Origin of the sequence: Clostridium intestinale, assembly GCF_035905475.1 — a bacterium.
GTDB classification, from domain to species: domain Bacteria; phylum Bacillota; class Clostridia; order Clostridiales; family Clostridiaceae; genus Clostridium_T; species Clostridium_T intestinale.
The window spans coordinates 1461738-1482919 of the sequence record NZ_CP121166.1 but is presented as its reverse complement, the minus strand read 5'-3'; the positions used below and the strand labels follow the sequence as shown (position 1 = coordinate 1482919).

The following is a 21182-nucleotide window of genomic DNA, read 5'->3' as shown; positions in this document are numbered from 1 at the left end:
TATTTTTATAGAAGAATTTAAGAAAAAAGGAATCTAATGGAGTTTGAGAAGAAACTCCTACAGGTCAGGAGTGTAAGAATTTAAGAAAAGTTTTCAAATAAATGAGTAATTTATTTGCATTTTATACCTAAAAGTGTTTATTATAAGTATGTAAATAAAAATTTTGGAGGATATATGAAGGGAATTATTATTAAAGGTATTGGCGGTTTTTATTATATAAAAACTAATGAAGGGACATTTGAGTGTAAGGCAAGAGGTATATTCCGTCATAAGGAACAAAAGCCTATGGTAGGGGATTGGGTAGAAATTGAGGTTGATAACGAAGAAGGGGTAATCGAAAAGATTTATGATAGAACTTCTGAGTTAACTAGACCAACAGTTGCTAATGTTACTCAAGCTTTTGTGGTTTTTGCTATAAAGAATCCAGATTTAAATTTTGATTTACTTAACAAGTTTTTATTGTTATGTGAGTATAATTCAATAAAAGCTGTGGTTTGTTTAAATAAAGGTGATTTAATATCTGCAGAAGAGAAAGAAGTTTTAAAAGATAAAATTAATAATATTGGTTATGAAGTTATATTTATTAAGGCTAAGTTTAAAGAAGGAATAGATGAATTAAAAGAAAAATTAAATGATAATGTTACTGTTCTTTGTGGTCCTTCTGGAGCAGGAAAGTCAACTTTAATAAATGTTTTAGGCAAAAGAAAGCTAATGGAAACTGGTGAAGTTAGCGAAAAAATAGGTAGAGGAAAACATACTACAAGACATAGTGAGCTTTTAGAGGCAGCGGAAGGGTTTATTGTTGATACACCAGGATTTTCAACTTTAGATATATCTTTTATAGAAAGAGATCAGTTAAAATATTATTTTCCTGAGTTTAATGAATATAACGATGGATGTAAGTTTACAGGATGTGTTCATCATAAAGAACCAGGATGCCTTGTTAAAGGAGCTCTTGAGGAAGGTCATATTAATAAATCAAGATATGATTTTTATATAAAAACTTTAGAAGAAGTAACAAACGGGAGGAAAAATAAATGGTAAAAATAGCACCATCAATATTATCAGCAGATTTCGCAAAACTTGGAGAGGATATAGTAGCTATAGATAAAGCTGGAGCAGATTTTATACATATAGATGTAATGGATGGAAACTATGTTCCTAACATAAGCATTGGATTACCTGTAATAAAATCAATAAGAAAATATACAGAAAAAACATTTGATGTACATTTAATGATTGAGGAACCAGGTAGATTTATAGATGATTTTATAGCTGTAGGAGCAGATCTAATTACAGTACACTATGAAGCAGATAGACATGTAGACAGAACTATTCAATATATAAAAAGTAAGGGAATAAAAGCAGGGATTGTTTTAAATCCAGGTACTCCAGTAAGCATGATAAAGGATCTTATTCCAGCTTTAGATATGGTACTTATAATGTCAGTAAATCCAGGCTTTGGAGGACAAAAGTTTATAGAGTATTCTTTAGATAAAATTGCTGAAGTTAAGGAATTAAGTGAAAAGTACAATAAAGACCTACTTATACAGGTTGATGGAGGAATTGACGTCTCTAATATAAAAAAGGTGGTAGATGCAGGGGCAAATGTTATAGTTGCTGGTTCAGCTGTATTTAAGGATGGAAAAGTTGAAGAAAATATAGCAGCACTTAGAAAGAGTTTAGAGTAATGAAAATTTTAATAGTCTCTGGAGGTAAAGCACCTTCTAGGGAACTTTTGATGGAACAAGTTGTAACCTCATCTTTAATTCTAGGAGCAGATAGAGGCTGCCAAGTTTTAATAGAAAATGGAATCTTTCCAAACTATATTATGGGAGATTTTGATTCTATAGATAAGGAAGTTTATAAAAAGTTAAGGGACTTAAAGATTGAGATGTTTGAATTTAATCCTGAGAAGGATTTTACAGATAGTGAACTTGCTTTTGAAAAAGCTATTGAACTTGGAGCTACAGAAATTGTTCTTTTAGGATTTACAGGAACTAGATTAGATCATGTTTTAGCTAATTTAGGACTTTTAGATAAAGCTTTAGCTTTAGGGATTAAATGTGAAATTCTAGATGATAATAATAGAATATTTCTAGTAGATAAGAATACCATATTAAAAGGAAAAAAAGGACAAACTATTTCTTTTAACTTCTATAATACTGTGGTAGAAAAATTTAATATAAGAGGAGCGAAATATCCTTTAGTTGATTATAGATTTGATGGATTTACTGGAAGAACTGTATCTAACGAGTTTATAGATGGGGATATATCCATAACATTTAAAAGTGGAAAAGTTTTAGTTTTTTATACAAATGATTAGTAACCAATTTACCTAAACTTTCATATAATAAAACAGGAAGCTATTATATATGGGAGGAAAAATGAAAATAGTTGCAATAAAATTACCTAAGTTTGTATCAAAAATAATAAGAATTTTCTATAGAAAGAAATAATAAACTACATAAGACCCTTAGGGGTCTTTTCTTTTTTTAATTTTGAGAAAAAGAAAAAAGCGTCTTTAGACGCTTTGTAAGGCTATATAGCTCTTTGAACTTTTCCTGATCTTAGGCATCTAGTGCATACATGAACAGTTTTAGGAGTTCCGTTAACTATAGCTTTAACTTTCTTTATGTTTGGAGCCCATGTTCTCTTAGAAGCTCTATGAGAATGGCTATATTGCGCTCCAGCAATTACACCTTTATTGCAAACTTCACATTTTCTTGACATACGAAAGCACCTCCTTGCTTTATGAAGATAGGCTTTAAATAAGACCTTATTATTCTAACATATTATGTATAAATTATGCAAGTAAAATATATAATTAAATGAAGAGATAAAAGCAAGAAAATGAAAATCTTGAATAATGCTATCAATTAATATAGAATAGATTATATGGATAAAGATTTAGGAGGAATTACCATGTTAGGATTAATCAATAATAATGGGAATGTGACTTACTCTGAAGAAGTAATCTCAAAGATAGTAGGTCTTTCAACTATGGAATGTTATGGTGTAGTAGGAATGGTTTCCAAGAATGCTACAGAAGGACTATGGGAATTAATAAGAATAGAGAATTTAAGCAAGGGTGTTAAAATAGCTTTTAAAGAAGAAAAACTTAACATAGAAGTTTTTGTTATGATAGAATATGGAACTAATATATCTACTATATCAAATAACATAATCCAAAAAATTAAATATAATGTTGAAAACTATACAGGATTAAAGGTTTCTTCTATTACTGTTAACGTTCAAGCAGTTAGAGTCTAGGAGGTAAAGTTACAATGAAGTACACTAAGATTAATGGGCAGCAATTTTACAATATGGTTGTAAATGCAAGTAATAAACTAGAAGAGCAAAGTGAATATGTAAATTCACTTAATGTATTCCCAGTTCCAGATGGAGACACAGGAACTAATATGTCAATGACTTTTAAAGCTGCCGTAAAGGAAATAGAAAATATAAATTCAACTAATATAGGTGAAGTATCAAAAAAGTTAGCTAAAGGAGCTCTTATGGGAGCTAGAGGTAACTCAGGAGTAATTCTTTCACAAATCCTTAGAGGTATATCTAGAGGATTAGAAGGAAAGGAAGAAGTAACTTCAAAAGAAATTTCATTAGCTATTCAAGAAGGTGCTAAATCAGCTTATAAGGCTGTAATGAAACCAACAGAGGGAACTATATTAACTATTATAAGAACAGCTGGAGAAGCTGCAGTTTCTAATACTAATGTAGATATAACTGCACTTATGAAAGATGTATGTAAAGAATCAGAAGATATGTTAAATAAAACCCCTGATATGTTACCAGCTTTAAAACAAGCAAAAGTTGTTGACTCAGGTGGTATGGGGTTATTAATAATCCTAAAGGGAATGTATCAAGCTATTGATGAAAACATAGAAGCTAAAATAGGAAATGTAACTAAAGTTCAAGCTGGAGAAGTTAAAAGAGCACAAGAACTAGTAGATCAAGATATTAAGTTTGGATATTGTACTGAATTTATAGTATTAGGTGATGGTTCTAAAGCTAAACAATTACAAGAAAAGATAACCTCTTTAGGTGATTCAATGATTGTTGTTGGAGATGAAGATGTTATAAAAGTTCATATACACTCAAATGATCCAGGAGCTGTTTTATCACATGCGGTTCAAATTGGAGAATTATCTAAGATTAAAATAGATAATATGAGAGAAGAACATAGAGCTTTATTAACAGAAGGATATCAGCCTACAGAAATAGCTGTTGAGGAAGAAGCTGAAAAGAAAAAATATGGCTTTATTTCAGTAGCTATGGGAAGTGGAATTAGTGATATTTTTAAAGATTTAGGTGTTGATTATATTATTGAGGGTGGTCAAACAATGAATCCATCTACTCAAGATATGATTGAAGCTATAGAAAAGATAAATGCTGATCATATATTCATATTGCCAAACAATAAGAATATACAAATGGCAGCTACACAAGCAGCTGAAATATCAGAAAAAGATGTAAGGGTTATCCCAACTAAAACTATACCTCAAGGTATTACTGCTATAACCATGTTTAATCCAGATGGAGAGGTTGAATCAAATGTAGATTCTATGAATGATTCACTTAGTGCAGTTAAATCTGCATCTATAACTTACGCTGTAAGAGATACAGAGATGGATGGAATTGAAATTAAAGAAGGTAATATATTAGGATTAGTTGAAGGTAAGATAAACGAAGTTGGAGATGAGGTAACTTCTGTAACTAAGAAGGTTATAGATAACATCGTTGATGAAGATTCAGAACTTATAACTGTTTTTTATGGTGAAGATGTTAAGGACGAGGATGCAGAGAAATTTGCAGCTGAGTTAGAAGCTAAATATGAAGATTTAGATGTTCAATGTTATAAAGGAAGTCAGCCTTTATACTATTATATAATTTCTGTTGAGTAAAAAAGCGACTTTAGTCGCTTTTTTCTTTGTAAAGTGGAGGTAAAAATGAATTTATATAGTGAAATCTCTTCTTTAAAGGGTGTTGGGCCTAAATTAAAGGAAAAACTAAATAAATGTGGTGTCTATACACTTCTGGATTTGCTTTTATATTTTCCAAGAGATTATGAATTCATAAATGGTAATAGTAAATATGAAGAGATTGATGAAAAAGAAAAACAGCTTTTAACATGTAAGGTTGTAGCTTTTAAAAGTGATTATATGTCTAAAAGTAGAAAAAGAATGACCACTATAGAGTTTAGTTATAATGATATAAAAATTACTGGAATATGGTTTAATCAACCATATATAAAAAAGAACTTTATACTTGGAAACTCATATAATCTTATGGGGAGATATAAAAAGGTAAATGGGGGACTTGAGACAATAAACCCTATAATAACTCCTGTAGAAGCTCTAAAGGCTGAAATAATACCTGTATATCCCTTAAAAGGTGATCTTAATAATAAAGTTATAATAAAACTTATAAGTGAAATATTTAAATCTATTGATATTAAGGAAAACTTACCTTTAGAGATTATTTCAAAATATAAGCTAGAATCCTTAGATTTTAGTATTAGAAATATACATTTTCCAAATGATAAAGAGGATTTAAGAAAATCAATAATAAGACTTAAATTTCAAGAACTTTTCACTTATTCCTTGAAGCTTATGATGCTTAAATATCATCTAAAAAAATCTTCTAAAGGAATTGAGTTTAAAATGTCAGAGGAATTAGCTCTTTTAAAGGAATCTTTACCATATAGCTTAACTAATGCACAAAGTAAGGTTATAAGAGAGGTTTTATTAGATCAGAAAAAGCCATCACCTATGAATAGGTTAATCCAAGGAGATGTAGGTAGTGGAAAAACCATAGTATCTTTAATAGCCATGTTTAATGTTTATAGAAATGGCTATCAGGTGGTGTTAATGGCACCAACAGAGATACTTGCAAAACAGCATTATGTTGAAGCAACTAAGCTTTTTAAAGATTTTGATGTTGAAATAGAGCTATTAACAGGAAGCACACCCAATAAAGAGAAGCTTAGAATAAAGGAAAAAATAAAAGAAGATAAACCTATTATGGTTATAGGAACTCATGCCTTAATACAAGATGATGTTGAGTTTAGTAATCTTGGGTTTATAGTTACAGACGAACAACACAGATTTGGTGTAGAGCAAAGAAGTAGGCTTATAAATAAAGGACAGGAAGTTGATTGTTTAGTTATGAGTGCAACTCCTATACCAAGAACCATTGCATTATATTTATATTCAGATTTAGAGATTTCTATAATAGATGAGCTTCCTCCAGGAAGAAAAGCTATAGAAACAAAATTTTTCTCTGATAATAATAGAATGCTTGCCTATAATAGAGTTAGAGAAGAAATATTAAAGGGGCGTCAGTGTTATGTTGTATGTCCTCTTATAGATGAAAATGATGAAATTAAGTTAAATTCTGTTGAAAAGGTATATAATGAACTGGCAAGTGACATATTTAAGGACATTAAAGTCCAAATGCTTCATGGAAAGATGACTTCAAAAGAAAAAGAGGATATAATTCAAGATTTTAAAAATAATGAAACTAAGATAATAGTGTCTACAACAGTAATTGAAGTTGGAGTAAATGTACCTAATGCTTCTATAATGATAATAGAAAACTCTGAGAGATTTGGATTAGCACAGCTTCATCAGCTTAGGGGAAGAGTAGGAAGAGGAGAATATCAATCCTATTGTTTTCTTATAGGAAAAGCCAATAATCCTGTTACTAAAAAAAGAATGGAAATAATGGTTAAAAGTAATGATGGTTTTTATATATCTGAGCAGGACCTTAAAATAAGAGGAACTGGAGAGATGTTTGGAGTTAGGCAAAGTGGTGAAGATGGTTTAGTTCTTGCCAATATAGTTGAGGATATGGATATTCTTAAATATGCTAACATGGAAGCAAAAAAAGCAGTTCTTTCTACAGAACCTGAATATACAAATTTATGTAACGAAATTCTTAAAAATTTAAAAAGAAGTTCTAAATACATTTGTTTTAATTAAATTAAATTGTAGATTATAAAGCTATATGATAAAATGTTAAGGAAGTAATTAGGAGGAGGTTATTATATGAGAATTATAGCAGGAAAAAGAAGAGGACATAAATTACTTTCTCCCGCAACAGATGAAACTAGACCGACTTTAGACAGAATTAAGGAAGCTATGTTTAATATGATACAAGGATACATAATTGATGCAACTGTAGTTGATGTATTTGCAGGAACTGGATCCTTAGGATTAGAGTCGGCAAGTAGAGGAGCTAAAGAGGTATTTTTAGTAGATAAAAGCCCTGTAACATTTCCTATATTAAAAAAGAATATAGAGAATTTAAGGTTTGAAGATTTTTGTCATGCTTTAAATACTGATGCTTATTCTGCATTAAATCACTTAGCGGATAAAAAGAAAGTTTTTGATATTATATTTATAGATCCACCTTATTTAAAGGATATGATTCCAAAAGCACTAGAGATAGTTAAAGAAAGAAATATGCTAGACGATAATGGTATTGTAGTTACTAAAATAGATACCAGTGAGGAAATCTGTCAAGGCTATAAAGATATAAAACTAATAAATGAAAGAAAGTATGGAAATACAACAGTATGTTTCTATAAGTTTGTGGAGGAGTAACATGAGAATAGGGGTCTACCCAGGCAGCTTCGACCCTATAACCAAAGGACATTTAGACATTATAGAAAGAGGCGCTAAAGTTTTTGATAAATTAATAGTTGGAGTTTTGGTTAATGTTGAAAAAAAGGGACTTTTTGATTATTCCGAAAGAGTAGAGTTAATTAAGAGAGTAACTAAACATATCCCTAATGTTGAAGTGAAATGTTTTGAAGGTTTATTAATAGATTTTATGAAGCATGAAAATGCACGTGTTATTTTAAAAGGATTAAGAGCAGTTGCTGATTTTGAGTATGAGTTTCAGATGGCTCTTATGAATAATAAACTAGATCCAGAAGTAGAGACTGTATTTATGATGACTTCGGGTAAGTATTCATATTTAAGTTCTACAGCTGTAAAGCAAGTAGCTAAATTTGGTGGGTGTATTGAGGGACTAGTTCCAGATGAAATAATAAAGGATATCTTATTAAAAATTAAAAGGGAGTAGGAGAGTGTAAAGATGGAGAAGATGGATGTTAATATTGTTGAATTATTAGAATATCTTCAAGATATGGTGGAAAATTCTGCAAAAGTGCCTATCACAGGTAAAGTAGTTTTGGATAAAAAAGAAGTTTTAGATGTTATAGAGCAAATAGTTCACTATCTTCCAGATCAGTTTAAGAAAGCTCAATGGGTTGTTAATGAGAGGGAAAGAATATTAGAAGAAGCTGGTAAAGAGCTTGAAGAGGCTCGAAAAGAAACCAGCGAACTTATGAGAAAAAATGTAGAAAATCATGATTTTGTAAGAGAAGCAAAGGTTAAAGCTCAAGAGATTATCGCTCAAGCACAAAGAGAAGCTAAGTCTATAAGACTTGGTGCAAGAGATTATGCAGATGAGCTTTTATGCGACGTAGATAGGCAATTAGAAACAAGAAAAGAAGCCTTAATGAATGCATTAAAAACATCCGTAGAAGGCTTTGCTGTGTCTCTTGATACTTCTTTAGATGGTATAGGAACTACTATAAAAGAAAATATAAAAGAACTTAGAACTATGAAATAATAAAGATTATATAAGTGATAAACAAGGATATTACTCCTTGAAGTAATTTATACATACAAAATCTTGTCATAGAAACTTTATATTTTGAAGAAAAAGAGCTTACTTGTGCCATAACAGATAAACCACTAAAAGAACATATAAAACTTATTAATGATACCTTTGATACTGTTGATAAGGTACTATTAGCTATGATGCTGGAGCCATTAGTAATTTCAATCATTCCTAAAAGCAGTCCTTTTATAAGGTCGGAAGAAATATTAAAAAGGGAACTGATATTTTTTATGCTTTCATTAAAAAATGTTGAATTATTGAAAATAGATATTATTACTGAAAATATCATGATGTAACCAGCTACGTTAATAGAAGTTAATACAGCATTTTCAATTGAATCTTTTAAGTTAGTCCCAAAGTTTTTAATAACTTTATTTTGAGGGACTAGCTTTTTTTCTTTTAAAGTTTTTTTGCTATCAGAAGTTATTAATGCCATTAAGAACATTGATAAATATCCACTTATTAAAAGGATATAACCAAGGTTTTTATCACCAAGCATTACATTGCCAACGGAACCTATTAAAAACAATGGACCGGTATTAGAAGCTATGGAAATCATTTTAGTATACTCTTCGTAATCATAATAATTTTGTTCGTAGGCATCTGTTGAATACTTTGCACCTAAGGGGTTCCCACAAATTATGCTTGCTATTAGTGGAAAACTAGCATTTTTGCTAAGTTTTAGTGGGGAGCATAATAAAGGGCCCAAAAGCTTGCTATAGATGTCAATACCGCCATAGGCTATAAGGAGGTTGCATAAAACCATAAAAGGCAATATGGTAGGGAGAACGGCCTGTACAAATAGTTTAGCTCCAGATAATGATGCATCGATACAAGATTTAGGATTTAAAAGAAAATATAATATTAATATTGAAATCAAAATAGTTGGAAATAAGGTTATTTTTCCTTTTATCTGTATTACTAAAGAAATACAAAGAAGGATAATTATAAAAAATAAAATATAAACACTATACATAAGATTACCTCCTGCTATATAGTATTTATATTAAGTAAAGTCAATAATTATCCATAATTATTATAGGTGATTTTTTATAGTCATCATTAAAATTAATAGATTTACATATAAGGCTATAGGCATTGGTAGCATTAATATCCATAGAAAGCATAGTATTTGGGTGTTTAGGTACTTTATTAATTATTTCTAAGTCAGAGTGCTTTTTTATCTCTTTAAGAATTTCTGCACCTCTTTTATTAAGACCAAGTACTCTAGCATAATCAGGTCTTGATGTTCTTAGAGACTCTATAGGGTATTCTTCAAAACCTAAAAAGAATTGAGAAAGTATTCTACTGATTCTAGTGTAAGTATATCTTTTGCTTTTTACATTCATAATAAGATCGTCTAAGGTTTTAGCTTGTATAAATTCCTTTAAAATCTTATTATCTAGCCCTTCTTTAACATCTGGGATATCTTTTAACCTATTAGAAGATGTTGTTAATTTATATTTTAGGAAAGAAAATATTTTTTCTTTATCTACAAAATCATAATTTTCTTTAAATAAATTATGAAGCATCTTATAAGTTTCAGAAGGTAAATGATTATATAAATCTTCTAGATTTCCATGAGTTTTAAGAAACTCCCGTATAGAAGTTGCTGAGGAAATATTATTATCTAGAATTTTTGAGTTATAGCTACCTCCATTACGTTTAAAAGTAAGAGGAGTTATACCGCTATTAAGGCGATTTATAGCTTTAATATATTCAATTCCTAAGATATTATTTGAGGAATTAAGTATTTTATCTAATTCATCTAAGTTAATGCTACCATTAGATTTAGACAAAATTTCTAATACAGTTTTGCTTCTTGAAGTTGTAAGAGATTCACCTTTTTTAAGTTTTTCTTTTAGAAGGCTTTTAAACTCTAGAGACTCATCGGTAAGTAGTGAAGAGATCTCTTTTAAGATAGAAACATCGCCACTTTCACTTCCAAAACATATTGAGTTTACAACTCCTAAAGAATCTAATAATGAAACTGAGCCAAAGGCAAAAAATTCTGCAGAAGATAAAGCAAATACAGTAGGAAGTTCTATAACTAAATCTACTCCATTTCTTAAAGCTATTTCCGCTCTAGTCCACTTATCTATGAAGGCTGGTTCACCTCTTTGCATAAAATTACCACTCATAACACAAATAACCCCATCACAATGAGATAAACTTATAGTTGTATCTAAATGGAGCTTGTGTCCTAAATGAAAAGGATTGTATTCTGTTATTATACCTGCAATGTTCATTTATCCACCTCTCTCAAAATGTATTATACCTTAAATAATGGCTAAAATACAAAAGAGAAGTAAATTGTTTGAAAATTGATACTTTTGACAATAGTTAAACTATATGGTTTATAGGGGTTTTTTGATGTTTATATGTTGAAATGTGTTGCCAATTAGGAGTATATTAGTAAGTGTGTAGTACAGTGTGGCTATTGAAAGGAGAAATGAACATGGAACTTATGGAAAAAATATGGGGATTAGCACAGGCAGATAGAAAGAGAATTGTGCTTCCAGAAGGAGACGAGGATAGAACAGTAGTTGCAGCTCAAAGAATACATGAGCTAGGACTTGCTGATGTTGTTCTTGTAGGCAACCTTGATAAAATAAATAAGAAAGCCGAAAGTTTAGGAGTTAATTTGGAGGGTGTTGAAATACAAGATCCAGATACTTCATCTAAACTAAATGAATATATTACTGCTTTCTACGAGATTAGAAAAAGTAAAGGTATGACAATGGAGAAAGCTGATAAGATAGTTAGAGATCCATTATACTTTGGAACTATGATGGTAAAATTAAATGATGCAGATGGAATGGTTTCAGGAGCAGTACACACAACTGGAGATTTATTAAGACCAGGTCTTCAGATAATAAAAACTGCACCTGGAGTTTCAGTAGTATCAAGTTTCTTTATCATGATGGTACCAGGTTCACAATACGGCGAAGAAGGAATGTTATTATTCTCAGACTGTGCAGTTAACCCAAACCCAAATGCGGATCAATTAGCAGCTATAGCTATAGCTACAGCTGATACAGCAAAAAATCTTTGCAAAATAGATCCAAGAGTTGCTATGCTATCATTTTCAACAATGGGATCAGCAGATCATGAAGTTGTAGATAAGGTAAGAAATGCAACTGCAAAAGCAAAAGAGTTAAGACCAGATTTATTAATTGATGGAGAAATGCAATTAGATGCAGCTATAGTTCAAAAAGTTGCAGAGCAAAAAGCACCTAACAGTCCAGTATCAGGTAGAGCTAATGTATTAATATTCCCAGATTTACAAGCAGGAAATATAGGATATAAATTAGTTCAAAGATTTGCTAATGCTGAAGCTATAGGACCTATTTGTCAAGGTTTTGCAAAACCTATAAATGACTTATCTAGAGGATGTAGCTCAGAAGATATAGTAAATGTTGTTGCCTTAACGGCTGTTCAAGCTCAAAGTACAAAATAATAGTGAAATAAAGGAGAAATAAAATGAACATATTAGTTATAAACTGTGGAAGTTCCTCATTAAAATATCAACTTATAGATATGAAAACAGAAGAAGCTTTAGCTACAGGTCTAGTTGAGAGAATAGGGATAGAAGGATCTATATTAACTCAAAAGGCTAATGGAGAAAAATATATAGTTGAAGAAGCTATGAAAGATCATCAAGATGCAATAAAACTTGTGCTTGCTGCATTAGTTGATAAAGATCATGGTGTAATTAAATCTATGGATGAAATAGAAGCTGTAGGACATAGAGTTGTTCATGGTGGAGAAAAATATGCTGCATCTGTAGTTATAGATGCAGATGTAATGAAACAGTTAGAAGAATGTGCAAAATTAGCACCACTTCATAACCCACCAAACATAATAGGAATAAATGCATGTAAGGCTTTAATGCCAAACACACCAATGGTTGGAGTATTTGATACTGCATTCCACCAAACTATGCCAGAAAAAGCATATCTTTATGCACTTCCATATGAATTATATAAAGATCATCATATAAGAAAATACGGCTTCCATGGAACATCACATAAGTATGTATCAATGAAGGCTGCTGAAGCTATGGGAAAAGACATAAAAGAATTGAAAATCGTAAACTGTCACTTAGGAAATGGAGCTTCTGTTTCTGCAGTTAAAAATGGTGAATCAGTAGATACAAGTATGGGATTTACTCCTCTTCAAGGATTAGTTATGGGAACAAGAACTGGGGATATGGATCCAGCTGTAGTTACTTACTTAATAAAAGAATTAGGATATTCAGCTAGCGAAGTTGATGATATACTAAACAAAAAATCAGGAGTTTTAGGAGTATCAGGAGTTAGTTCTGACTTTAGAGATGTAGAAGATGCTGCATGGAATAAAAAAGAACATAGATCTAACATTGCTTTAGATATGTTTGTTTATAGAGTTAAACAATATATAGGTTCATATGCTGCTATTATGGGTGGTGTAGATGCCATAGTATTTACAGCAGGAGTTGGAGAAAATTCAGTTGAAATGAGAGAAAGTATACTAGAAGGATTTGAATTCCTTGGAGTAGATTTTGATAAAGAAAAAAATAAGGTTAGAGGAAAACTTGCAGAGATAACAAAAGAAGGATCTAAGGTTAAAGCTTTTGTTATCCCAACTAATGAAGAGCTTATGATAGCTAAAGATACATTAGCTTTAGTATAAAATATTTACCTTAAGCTACTTGACTTTTATTAGTTGCCTCTATATAATAAATTGTGGTTATGTTGAAATATATTACTAAGGAGTGTGGGTGAAGTTATGATAATTAAACTTTCAGAAATCTTTAGTAAGAGAGAAAAGAAAAAACAAATTAACTGTGAAATTCATCAAGAACCTTTTGAATTTGAGGGTGGTTTAATAACTCCATTAAAAGATATAAGTATTCATGGTGAAATGAAGGCATTTGAGGATATTTTAGAACTTAACCTAAAGGTTAATACTGTTTTAGAAGATTCTTGTTCAAGGTGTTTAGAAAACTTTTCATTTGAGGTAGATACTACTTTAAATGAAAAGTTTACAAATAAATCTACTATAGAGACTGAGGATATTATCCTTGTAGAAGGTGATGTCATAGATATCGCTGAAGTAGTTATAAATAGTATTATATCAACCTTGCCTATTAAGAGACTTTGCAGTGAGAGTTGTAAAGGTCTTTGTCACAGTTGTGGAATTAACTTAAATCATCATAAATGTAATTGCGAGAATTTGGAAGTTGATTCTAGACTAGAAGTCTTAAAAAGCTTTTTCACTGATAAGGAGGTGTAATAATGGGAAATCCAGCTAGAAAAACTTATAGAGCTAAAAGAGATTCAAGAAGAGCGCAAACTTTCCAAGTAAGTGCTCCTGGAATAGTTGAATGTCCACAATGTCATGAAATGAAACTTGCTCACAGAGTATGTAAAAAATGCGGATATTACAAAGGAAAAGAAGTTGTTGCTTCTGAAAACTAAAGAAAGTCATATGACTTTCTTTTCTTTATATACAAATAAAAGAGGTGTAATTTATGAAATTTGTTGTTGATGGTATGGGCGGAGACGATGCTCCTAAAGCAGTTGTTGAAGGTGTAGTTGAGGCTTTAAACGAATTTAAAGACATAGAACAAATATACATAACTGGACCAGAAGAAAAAATAAAAGAAGTATTATCTAATTATACCTATGATGAGAATAGACTTAAAATTGTTGATTGTACTGAAGTCATAACACCAGATGAACATCCGGTTATGGCTCTTAGAAAGAAAAAAAATTCTAGTTTAGTAAAAGCTCTTAACTTAGTTAAAAGTGGAGAGTGTGATGGAATTATTTCAGCAGGAAGTACAGGAGCCTTTTTAGCAGGTTGTACATTGATTGTAGGAAGAATAAAGGGAATAGAGAGACCTGTACTTGCACCTATTATGCCAGGCAAAAACGGACGTTTTATGGTGGTAGATGCAGGAGCTAATGTTGACTCAAAACCTCATTATCTGCCTCAATTTGCTTTAATGGGAGAAATATACTATAAAAATGTTATGGGTGTAACCAACCCATCAGTAGGATTAGTCAATATAGGAACAGAAGAAGGAAAAGGAAATGAGCTTACAAAGGCCGCATATCCTCTTTTAAAAGATATGCCTATTAACTTTATAGGAAACGTTGAACCAAGAGAGGCTTCAAAAGGAGACGTAAATGTCCTAGTTTGTGATGGCTTTGTTGGAAATACATTACTTAAAACTTATGAAGGGGTTGCATCTACTTTGTTAGGAATAATAAAGGACGAAATAAACTCATCTTTGTTAAGTAAAATAGGAGCAGTATTTTTAATACCAGTGTTTAAAACTATTAAAAAACGTTTTGATTATAAAGAAGAAGGTGGTGCACCTTTTTTAGGTGTTGATGGTGTATGTATAAAAGCTCATGGAAGTTCTGATGGCAGAGCCTTCAAAAATGCTATTAGGCAAGGAAAAATTTTCTGTGAAAATGATATTTTAAATAAGATTAAATTAGAAATTCAGAAATAATAAAGCAATTTACTTAATTATTAGCAAAAAAAATCATATTTAAAATATAGAATATTGACGTGCAAATCTATATATAATATTATCTAAATAGACAGAAGTGGAGGTGATATTTATGGTGTTTGATAAAGTTAAAGAAATTATAGCTGATAAGCTAAGTGTTAATGGAGACGATATAACAAAAGAATCATCATTTATAGAAGACTTAGGTGCAGATTCACTTGATATAGTTGAGCTAATTATGGCATTAGAAGATGAGCTTGAAATGGAAATACCAGACGAAGAAGCAGAAAAGTTTGTAACTGTTGGTGATGTAGTAGATTATATTAAATCACAAACTGAAGAATAAACAATATCCCGCTATGGCGGGATTTTAATTTTAATCTAGTTTATTCTTGAATTTGTTAATTCAGCAAATTGAAGAATAAACTTCAAGGAGAGATATTTATGAATATAAGAGACTTTGAAGTTAGAAATGGAATTGTTTTTGAAAACAAGAGGCTAATAGACACAGCATTTACCCATTCTTCTTACGCTCACCAGTATAAGAATTTTGAGCACAACGAAAGACTGGAGTTTTTAGGAGATGCCGTTTTACAGCTAACTATTACTGAATATTTATATAAAAAGTTCAAAGACAAAAGTGAAGGTGAGTTAACAAAGATTAGAAGTTTAATTGTATGCGAAAATTCTTTATTTCAAGTAGCACAAAGTTTAGGTCTTTCAAACTTTATTAAGATGAGTAAAGGGGAAGAGATGACTGGCGGAAGAGAAAGAACAGCATTGCAAGCAGACTGTGTAGAAGCGGTAATAGCTGCTATATATCTAGATAAGGGAATTGAATTTGCTAAAGAATTCATCCTTAATAATTTTAACGATATAATAGAAAAGGCTATTAAAAATGAAATTGTTTTAGATTTTAAAACAAAGTTGCAAGAACTTCTTCAAAAACAGGGTGAAATTGATATAAGCTATGATCTTATAAAATTTGAAGGGCCTCCTCACAGGAGAAAATTCTTCACTAAGGTTCTTATTAATAGTGAAGACATGGGGTATGGAGAAGGTTATTCAAAAAAAGAGGCTGAGCAAAATGCAGCTAAACATGCTTTAAGTGTTTTGGGGGATGACCATGAGTAAAAAACATTATATAATCCCACTATTTGTTCCTCACGAAGGTTGTCCTCATGACTGTGTGTTTTGTAATCAGTCAAAGATAACAGGCAAGGAAGAGCAAGTTACTAGAGAAACTGCTGTTTCTATAATAGAGGAATATCTAACAACTATAGATTATAAAAACTCGACAGTTGAAGTATCTTTTTTTGGAGGAACTTTTACAGCTATAAAAGAGGAGAAGCAAAAAGAACTTCTTAGTGTAGCTAAGGGTTATAAGGATAAAGGTTACATAAAATATATTAGATTAAGTACAAGACCTGATTATATAAGCACATACATATTAGATTACTTAAAAGAATACGGAGTAGATATTATTGAACTAGGAGTTCAATCATTAGATGAAGAGGTTTTAAAATATTCCGGAAGAGGTCATGATGTTTGTGATGTTGAAAAAGCCTCTAAATTAATAAAGGAATATGGATTTATTTTAGGGCATCAACTTATGATAGGTTTACCTCATGATACTTTTGAAAAGGATATTAAATCCGTTTTAAAATCCATAGAGATGAAACCTGATATTGCAAGAATATATCCAGCCTTAGTTATAAAAGATACTCCTATGGAGCTTATGTATAATAGAGGGATCTATAAACCATATTCTTTAGAGGATGCTGTTGAAGTAATAGGAAAAGTTTATGAACATTATAAAAATAATAATGTTCAGGTTATAAGAATAGGTCTACAACCTACCGATAATATTACTGAGGGAAAAGATATGATAGCAGGTCCATTCCATCCAGCCTTTAGAGAGCTTGTAGAAAGCAAGATGATAAAAGATAAGCTGATTTCTAAAAAGTATGAAATGGGAGCGGATATAACTATAGAAATAAATCCAAGAGATTTATCTAAACTTTATGCAAATAAAAAAACATATTTTAATGAAATGAAAAAAGAATTTAAAAATATAAATGTAGCTGTTAATGAAAATATAAAAAGGGGAACCCTTTTTATTAAAGCTCAGGAATTTAATGAACTTTTAGAAATTTAGAAATTTACAAACGTAGAAATTTAGAAATTTAAGCCCTATGGTTAGCCAAAGGGCTTAAATACTATTGTTTAATATTTACTTTTTTATTAGATTAATTTAAACTTATTAAAGAATGGAGTGTTTATAATGAAAAAGAAAACTAGAGAAAAAGCTCAATATATATTAGTTATTTTTATTATTATTACTTTCTTAATTGGTTTACTTCCAATGGTTTTAAGGTAAGGAGTGCTATATGTTTTTAAAGTCGTTAGAAATAAGAGGATTTAAATCCTTTGCAGACAAAACAGAATTGAAATTTGATAAAGGGGTTACTGCTGTTGTTGGCCCTAATGGGAGTGGTAAAAGTAATATTTCTGATGCCGTTAGATGGGTTTTAGGTGAGCAAAGTATTAAAACCTTAAGAGGCGGTAAGATGGAGGATGTTATTTTTGCAGGAACCCATTACAGAAAACCTGTAGGAGTAGCACAAGTATCTTTAACTTTAGATAATTATGATAAGGAACTACCTTTAGACTATTCAGATGTAACTATTACAAGAAGAATATATAGATCTGGAGAGAGTGAGTATCTTATTAATAACTCTCAATGCAGGTTAAAGGATATAACTACTTTATTTATGGATACTGGTATAGGTAAAGAAGGATATTCTTTAATTGGACAAGGTAAGATTGATGCAATCTTAAGTGGTAAAGCCGATGAGAGAAGATCTTTATTAGAAGAGGCAGCTGGTATTGTTAAGTTTAAATCTAGAAGAGATGAATCAGAAAAAAAATTAGCTAATACAGATGAGAATTTAATTAGAATTAATGACATAATTTCTACTTATGAGGAACGTATAGAGCCTTTGGAGATAGAATGTATAAAGGCTGAAAAGTTTATTGATTTTTCAAATTCACTAAAGGAAAAAGAAGTTGACTTACTCATATATCATATAAATAACATAGAAAAAAATATAAAAGTATATGCTGAAAATATATATGATATAGAAATGAAAAATAATTCTTTAAGAGAAGAAATAAAAGATAAAAGAAGTAAATTAAATATTTATCAAAATGAAATTGAGAAGATAGATAGTCAAACAAATCAAGAAAGAATTGAGTATTTTCAAGGAAAAGAGAAAATAGGAGAACTTAATTCAGAAATTAGGATTTTAAAAGAAAGAATTACAAACATAGAAGAACTTATAGAGAATAATAATAAAGAAAAGATAAGTCTTTTAGAAAAAAGTGAAGAACTTAAAAAAAGTAAGGCTGTACTTTTAGAAGAGATAAGTAAGGAAAAAGAAAATATATCAAAAATAGAAGAAGTTATAAAGAATTTAGATAAAGAAACAAACATTTTTTTAGAAGAAATATCTAAAGAAGAAGATAAGGTAAATAGTTTAAAACAACAAGAAATTGATACCTATAAAAAAGTTGCAGAACTAGAAAAAGAAAGTAATATAATAGAAAATTCTATTGAAACAATTAAGGAAAGAATAGTTAACCTTAAAACGGATAAAGAAAATTTAAATAGTTCAATAGCTATTAATTATTCTACTCGACTAATGATAAATGAAAAAGTAGAAAAGTTTAAGGAAAAAACAGAAATTTTAGATAAAGAAATACTACAAAATAAAAATTCTATGACAAAACTTCAAGGAAATTTAAATGCAAATGAAAAAAAGTATAGAGAAATAAACATAGAGATAAATAGAACAGATGCAACTTATAAAATGCTTAATAATTTAGAAAAGCATTTTGAAGGATATAATAAATCTGTAAAGCTTCTTATGGAGCATATGTCTAAAGGTAGTATTGGGAATTTAAGCGATAAGTGTGTAATCCTTGGTGAAATTATTTCTGTTCCTAAAAATTTAGAAACAGCCATTGAAATTGCCTTAGGAGGAACAATTTCTAATATTATTACTGAAGATGAAGTTATAGCAAAGAGATTAATAAATTATTTGAAGGATAACAAACTAGGAAGAGCCACCTTTTTACCTTTATCTATAATAAAGGGGAAAAAGGCTTCAATAAACGAAAAAATAACTAAAATTCAAGGTTATATTGGATTAGCTTCTGACTTAATAAGCTTTGATAAAAAGTACGATAATGCTATTAATTATTCTTTAGGAAGAACTATAATAACAGATACTATGGATGGAGCCTTAAGGGTTGCAAAGGAAACCTCTTACTCTTATAAGATAGTTACCTTAACTGGAGAAATTGTTAATCCAGGTGGAGCATTAACAGGTGGAAACTATGGTGGGAAAAACAGCTCTATAATAAGCAGAAAAAGAGAACTTGAAGAGTTAAAGATAAGATATGCATCTTTAGAAGAGGAATCAGAAAAGCTTAAAACTGAACTGGTTTCATTAAGAGAGAATCTTAAAAAACTAGATGAGGATAATTTAAATAAAAGAGATCAAATTCATTTTAATAATATAGAAATTGCAAAACTTCAAAATGAAATTAAAAACATTCAAAATGAAGAACTAAAATTGCAAAGTTCAATAGAAGATATAGAAGTTAAATATGAGGGATTAATTAAAGAGCAGTTAGAACTAAATGATAATTTTAAAGTTATAAAAGAGATTATTATTAAAACTTCTGAAAGTAAGGAAGATAATAAGGTTTTAATAAAATCAATTGAAGAAAACTTAAAAGATGCAAAGGCTTCAATAACTGAAAATCGTGATAAAATAACTGATAATAGAATAAAAAAGGCTTCTTTAGAAGAATTTATATCAGGTAAACTTAGAGAATTAAATAGGTTAGAAGAAGAACAAAATTCCTGTATAAATAGAATAAGTGAAATAGAAACCTCAATAAAAAATGGGATAGCTACTAAAAAAATATCTAATGAAGATATAGAAAAAAACGCTAAAGAAATAGAGAACTTAAGGTCTTTAGTAGAAAAGTTTGAAGAAATATGGAAGCAAAGTGAAATCAAAAGAATTTCTATAAAAGAAAATATGAACAAGGTACAAACTGAAGTTGATGAATTAAATCAAATTCTTCAAAAATCAGAAAATGAATATCATAAATTAGAGATGGGTAAAGCTAAATATGATATAGAAAAAGAAAATTATTATAACAGATTAAATGAGGAATTTTCTTTAACTTATGCAGAAGCTTTTGAAAAAGCTAATGATGTTATAAACGAAGTTGACCATAAAAGAGAAATAACAACATTGAAAAGTCAAATTACAGCTCTTGGGGTTGTTAATGTTGGTGCTATTGAAGAATATAAAGAAGTTAAAGAAAAGTATACTTTTATGAGTAGTCAAAAAGAAGATTTAGAAAAAGCAAAAGAAGACTTATTAGAAGTTATAAGTGACATGACCTCAAAAATGAAAGAAGTATTTATAGAGAACTTTAAGATATTAAATGGATATTTTAGTGAAACCTTTAGAGAATTATTTAAAGGTGGAAGTGCAGAACTTATACTTGGAGAAGGTGATGAATTAACTTCAAATATAGAAATTAACGTTCAGCCCCCAGGAAAAAAAGTTCAAAATATAAATCTTATGTCTGGTGGAGAGAAAGTTTTATCAGCAATCGCATTATTATTTGGTATACTTAAGATGAAACCAACTCCATTTTGTATATTAGATGAAATAGAGGCTGCTTTAGATGATGCAAATGTATATAGATATGCAGAATTTTTAAGAAAGTTCTCTGAAAACATTCAATTTATAGTAGTTACTCATAGAAAGGGTACTATGGAAGCGTCAGACATAATGTATGGGGTTACTATGGAGGAAAAAGGAATATCTAAAATAGTTTCAGTAAATTTACAAGGCAGATAGGAGGATGTACA

Annotated in this window: 23 protein-coding genes; 20 read left to right on the top strand and 3 right to left on the bottom strand. The window is 29.9% G+C overall.

Translation table 11 applies throughout. From position 1 onward, the window contains the following. Window positions 1-174: 174 nt before the first annotated feature. The 4 genes from rsgA to spoVM are packed head-to-tail and all read left to right on the top strand — an operon-like array spanning window position 175 to window position 2459. Entirely contained in the window at window positions 175-1044 is an 870-nt protein-coding gene (gene rsgA / locus P8F83_RS07680; protein WP_326514123.1) for a ribosome small subunit-dependent GTPase A, read from the top strand. Next, window positions 1038-1691: a ribulose-phosphate 3-epimerase gene (gene rpe / locus P8F83_RS07675; RefSeq protein ID WP_286906408.1), complete on the top strand. Its 654-nt coding sequence runs from the start codon at window positions 1038-1040 to the stop codon at window positions 1689-1691. Before rsgA ends, rpe begins: the two co-directional genes overlap by 7 nt. Then, window positions 1691-2326, top strand: coding sequence for a thiamine diphosphokinase (locus P8F83_RS07670; protein WP_238904455.1), 636 nt, complete (start codon window positions 1691-1693; stop codon window positions 2324-2326). Before rpe ends, P8F83_RS07670 begins: the two co-directional genes overlap by 1 nt. Window positions 2327-2375: 49 nt before the next feature. Then, window positions 2376-2459, top strand: a complete 84-nt coding sequence (spoVM, locus tag P8F83_RS23550; RefSeq protein WP_139259290.1) for a stage V sporulation protein SpoVM — start codon at window positions 2376-2378, stop codon at window positions 2457-2459. Window positions 2460-2541: 82 nt separating this feature from the next. Here spoVM and rpmB read toward each other — a convergent pair whose 3' ends face one another. Then, a complete protein-coding gene (gene rpmB, locus P8F83_RS07665; protein WP_021802147.1) occupies window positions 2542-2733 on the bottom strand; it encodes a 50S ribosomal protein L28 in 192 nt (63 codons plus the stop codon). Window positions 2734-2925: 192 nt separating this feature from the next. Between rpmB and P8F83_RS07660 the strand changes: the two genes are divergently transcribed. The 6 genes from P8F83_RS07660 to P8F83_RS07635 all read left to right on the top strand — a co-directional run bounded on the left by P8F83_RS07660 (window position 2926) and on the right by P8F83_RS07635 (window position 8661). Further along, window positions 2926-3273, top strand: coding sequence for an Asp23/Gls24 family envelope stress response protein (locus P8F83_RS07660; protein WP_021802146.1), 348 nt, complete (start codon window positions 2926-2928; stop codon window positions 3271-3273). Between the two features lie 14 nt (window positions 3274-3287). After that, window positions 3288-4922 carry a DAK2 domain-containing protein gene (locus tag P8F83_RS07655; RefSeq protein ID WP_326514122.1) on the top strand — a complete coding sequence of 545 codons (1635 nt, stop codon included), beginning with the start codon at window positions 3288-3290 and terminating at the stop codon, window positions 4920-4922. Window positions 4923-4967: 45 nt separating this feature from the next. Beyond that, a complete protein-coding gene (recG, locus tag P8F83_RS07650; protein ID WP_326514121.1) occupies window positions 4968-7001 on the top strand; it encodes an ATP-dependent DNA helicase RecG in 2034 nt (677 codons plus the stop codon). Window positions 7002-7067: 66 nt separating this feature from the next. After that, window positions 7068-7625 carry a 16S rRNA (guanine(966)-N(2))-methyltransferase RsmD gene (gene rsmD / locus P8F83_RS07645; protein WP_073015952.1) on the top strand — a complete coding sequence of 186 codons (558 nt, stop codon included), beginning with the start codon at window positions 7068-7070 and terminating at the stop codon, window positions 7623-7625. A gap of 1 nt (window position 7626) precedes the next feature. Further along, window positions 7627-8109: a pantetheine-phosphate adenylyltransferase gene (coaD, locus tag P8F83_RS07640; RefSeq protein ID WP_238904462.1), complete on the top strand. Its 483-nt coding sequence runs from the start codon at window positions 7627-7629 to the stop codon at window positions 8107-8109. A 12-nt stretch (window positions 8110-8121) separates the two neighbouring features. Further along, on the top strand, window positions 8122-8661 hold the full coding sequence (locus P8F83_RS07635; RefSeq protein ID WP_315114888.1) for an ATP synthase subunit B family protein: 540 nt from the start codon (window positions 8122-8124) through the stop codon (window positions 8659-8661). On the opposite strand, the gene ylbJ is transcribed toward P8F83_RS07635, so the two are convergent. Beyond that, on the bottom strand, window positions 8651-9688 hold the full coding sequence (gene ylbJ, locus P8F83_RS07630) for a sporulation integral membrane protein YlbJ (RefSeq protein ID WP_326514120.1): 1038 nt from the start codon (window positions 9686-9688) through the stop codon (window positions 8651-8653). The two genes, P8F83_RS07635 and ylbJ, sit on opposite strands and share 11 nt — an antisense overlap. A gap of 40 nt (window positions 9689-9728) precedes the next feature. Further along, window positions 9729-10961 carry a nucleotidyltransferase gene (locus P8F83_RS07625; RefSeq protein ID WP_326514119.1) on the bottom strand — a complete coding sequence of 411 codons (1233 nt, stop codon included), beginning with the start codon at window positions 10959-10961 and terminating at the stop codon, window positions 9729-9731. A 209-nt stretch (window positions 10962-11170) separates the two neighbouring features. Here P8F83_RS07625 and pta point away from each other — a divergent pair, with 209 nt between their 5' ends. The 10 genes from pta (at window position 11171) to smc (ending at window position 21171) form a co-directional block, all read left to right on the top strand. Beyond that, window positions 11171-12172: a phosphate acetyltransferase gene (gene pta / locus P8F83_RS07620; RefSeq protein ID WP_238904468.1), complete on the top strand. Its 1002-nt coding sequence runs from the start codon at window positions 11171-11173 to the stop codon at window positions 12170-12172. 23 nt (window positions 12173-12195) lie between these two features. Beyond that, window positions 12196-13386, top strand: coding sequence for an acetate kinase (locus tag P8F83_RS07615; protein ID WP_238904470.1), 1191 nt, complete (start codon window positions 12196-12198; stop codon window positions 13384-13386). A 96-nt stretch (window positions 13387-13482) separates the two neighbouring features. After that, the gene (locus P8F83_RS07610) at window positions 13483-13989 is read left to right on the top strand and encodes a YceD family protein (protein ID WP_326514118.1); all 507 of its coding nucleotides are present in this window, start codon (window positions 13483-13485) and stop codon (window positions 13987-13989) included. 2 nt (window positions 13990-13991) lie between these two features. Then, window positions 13992-14174, top strand: coding sequence for a 50S ribosomal protein L32 (gene rpmF / locus P8F83_RS07605; protein WP_021802135.1), 183 nt, complete (start codon window positions 13992-13994; stop codon window positions 14172-14174). 53 nt (window positions 14175-14227) lie between these two features. Next, window positions 14228-15220, top strand: coding sequence for a phosphate acyltransferase PlsX (gene plsX / locus P8F83_RS07600; RefSeq protein ID WP_326514117.1), 993 nt, complete (start codon window positions 14228-14230; stop codon window positions 15218-15220). A gap of 112 nt (window positions 15221-15332) precedes the next feature. Then, window positions 15333-15566 carry an acyl carrier protein gene (acpP, locus tag P8F83_RS07595; RefSeq protein ID WP_021802133.1) on the top strand — a complete coding sequence of 78 codons (234 nt, stop codon included), beginning with the start codon at window positions 15333-15335 and terminating at the stop codon, window positions 15564-15566. Window positions 15567-15664: 98 nt separating this feature from the next. Beyond that, window positions 15665-16354, top strand: coding sequence for a ribonuclease III (gene rnc / locus P8F83_RS07590; protein WP_286906387.1), 690 nt, complete (start codon window positions 15665-15667; stop codon window positions 16352-16354). Further along, window positions 16347-17378, top strand: coding sequence for an elongator complex protein 3 (locus P8F83_RS07585; RefSeq protein WP_326514116.1), 1032 nt, complete (start codon window positions 16347-16349; stop codon window positions 17376-17378). Before rnc ends, P8F83_RS07585 begins: the two co-directional genes overlap by 8 nt. Window positions 17379-17504: 126 nt before the next feature. Beyond that, window positions 17505-17600 (top strand): DUF4044 domain-containing protein, encoded by a 96-nt coding sequence (locus P8F83_RS07580; protein WP_197283172.1) that lies wholly within the window; start codon window positions 17505-17507, stop codon window positions 17598-17600. Window positions 17601-17610: 10 nt separating this feature from the next. After that, on the top strand, window positions 17611-21171 hold the full coding sequence (smc, locus tag P8F83_RS07575; RefSeq protein WP_326514115.1) for a chromosome segregation protein SMC: 3561 nt from the start codon (window positions 17611-17613) through the stop codon (window positions 21169-21171). The last annotated feature ends 11 nt before the right edge of the window (window positions 21172-21182 follow it).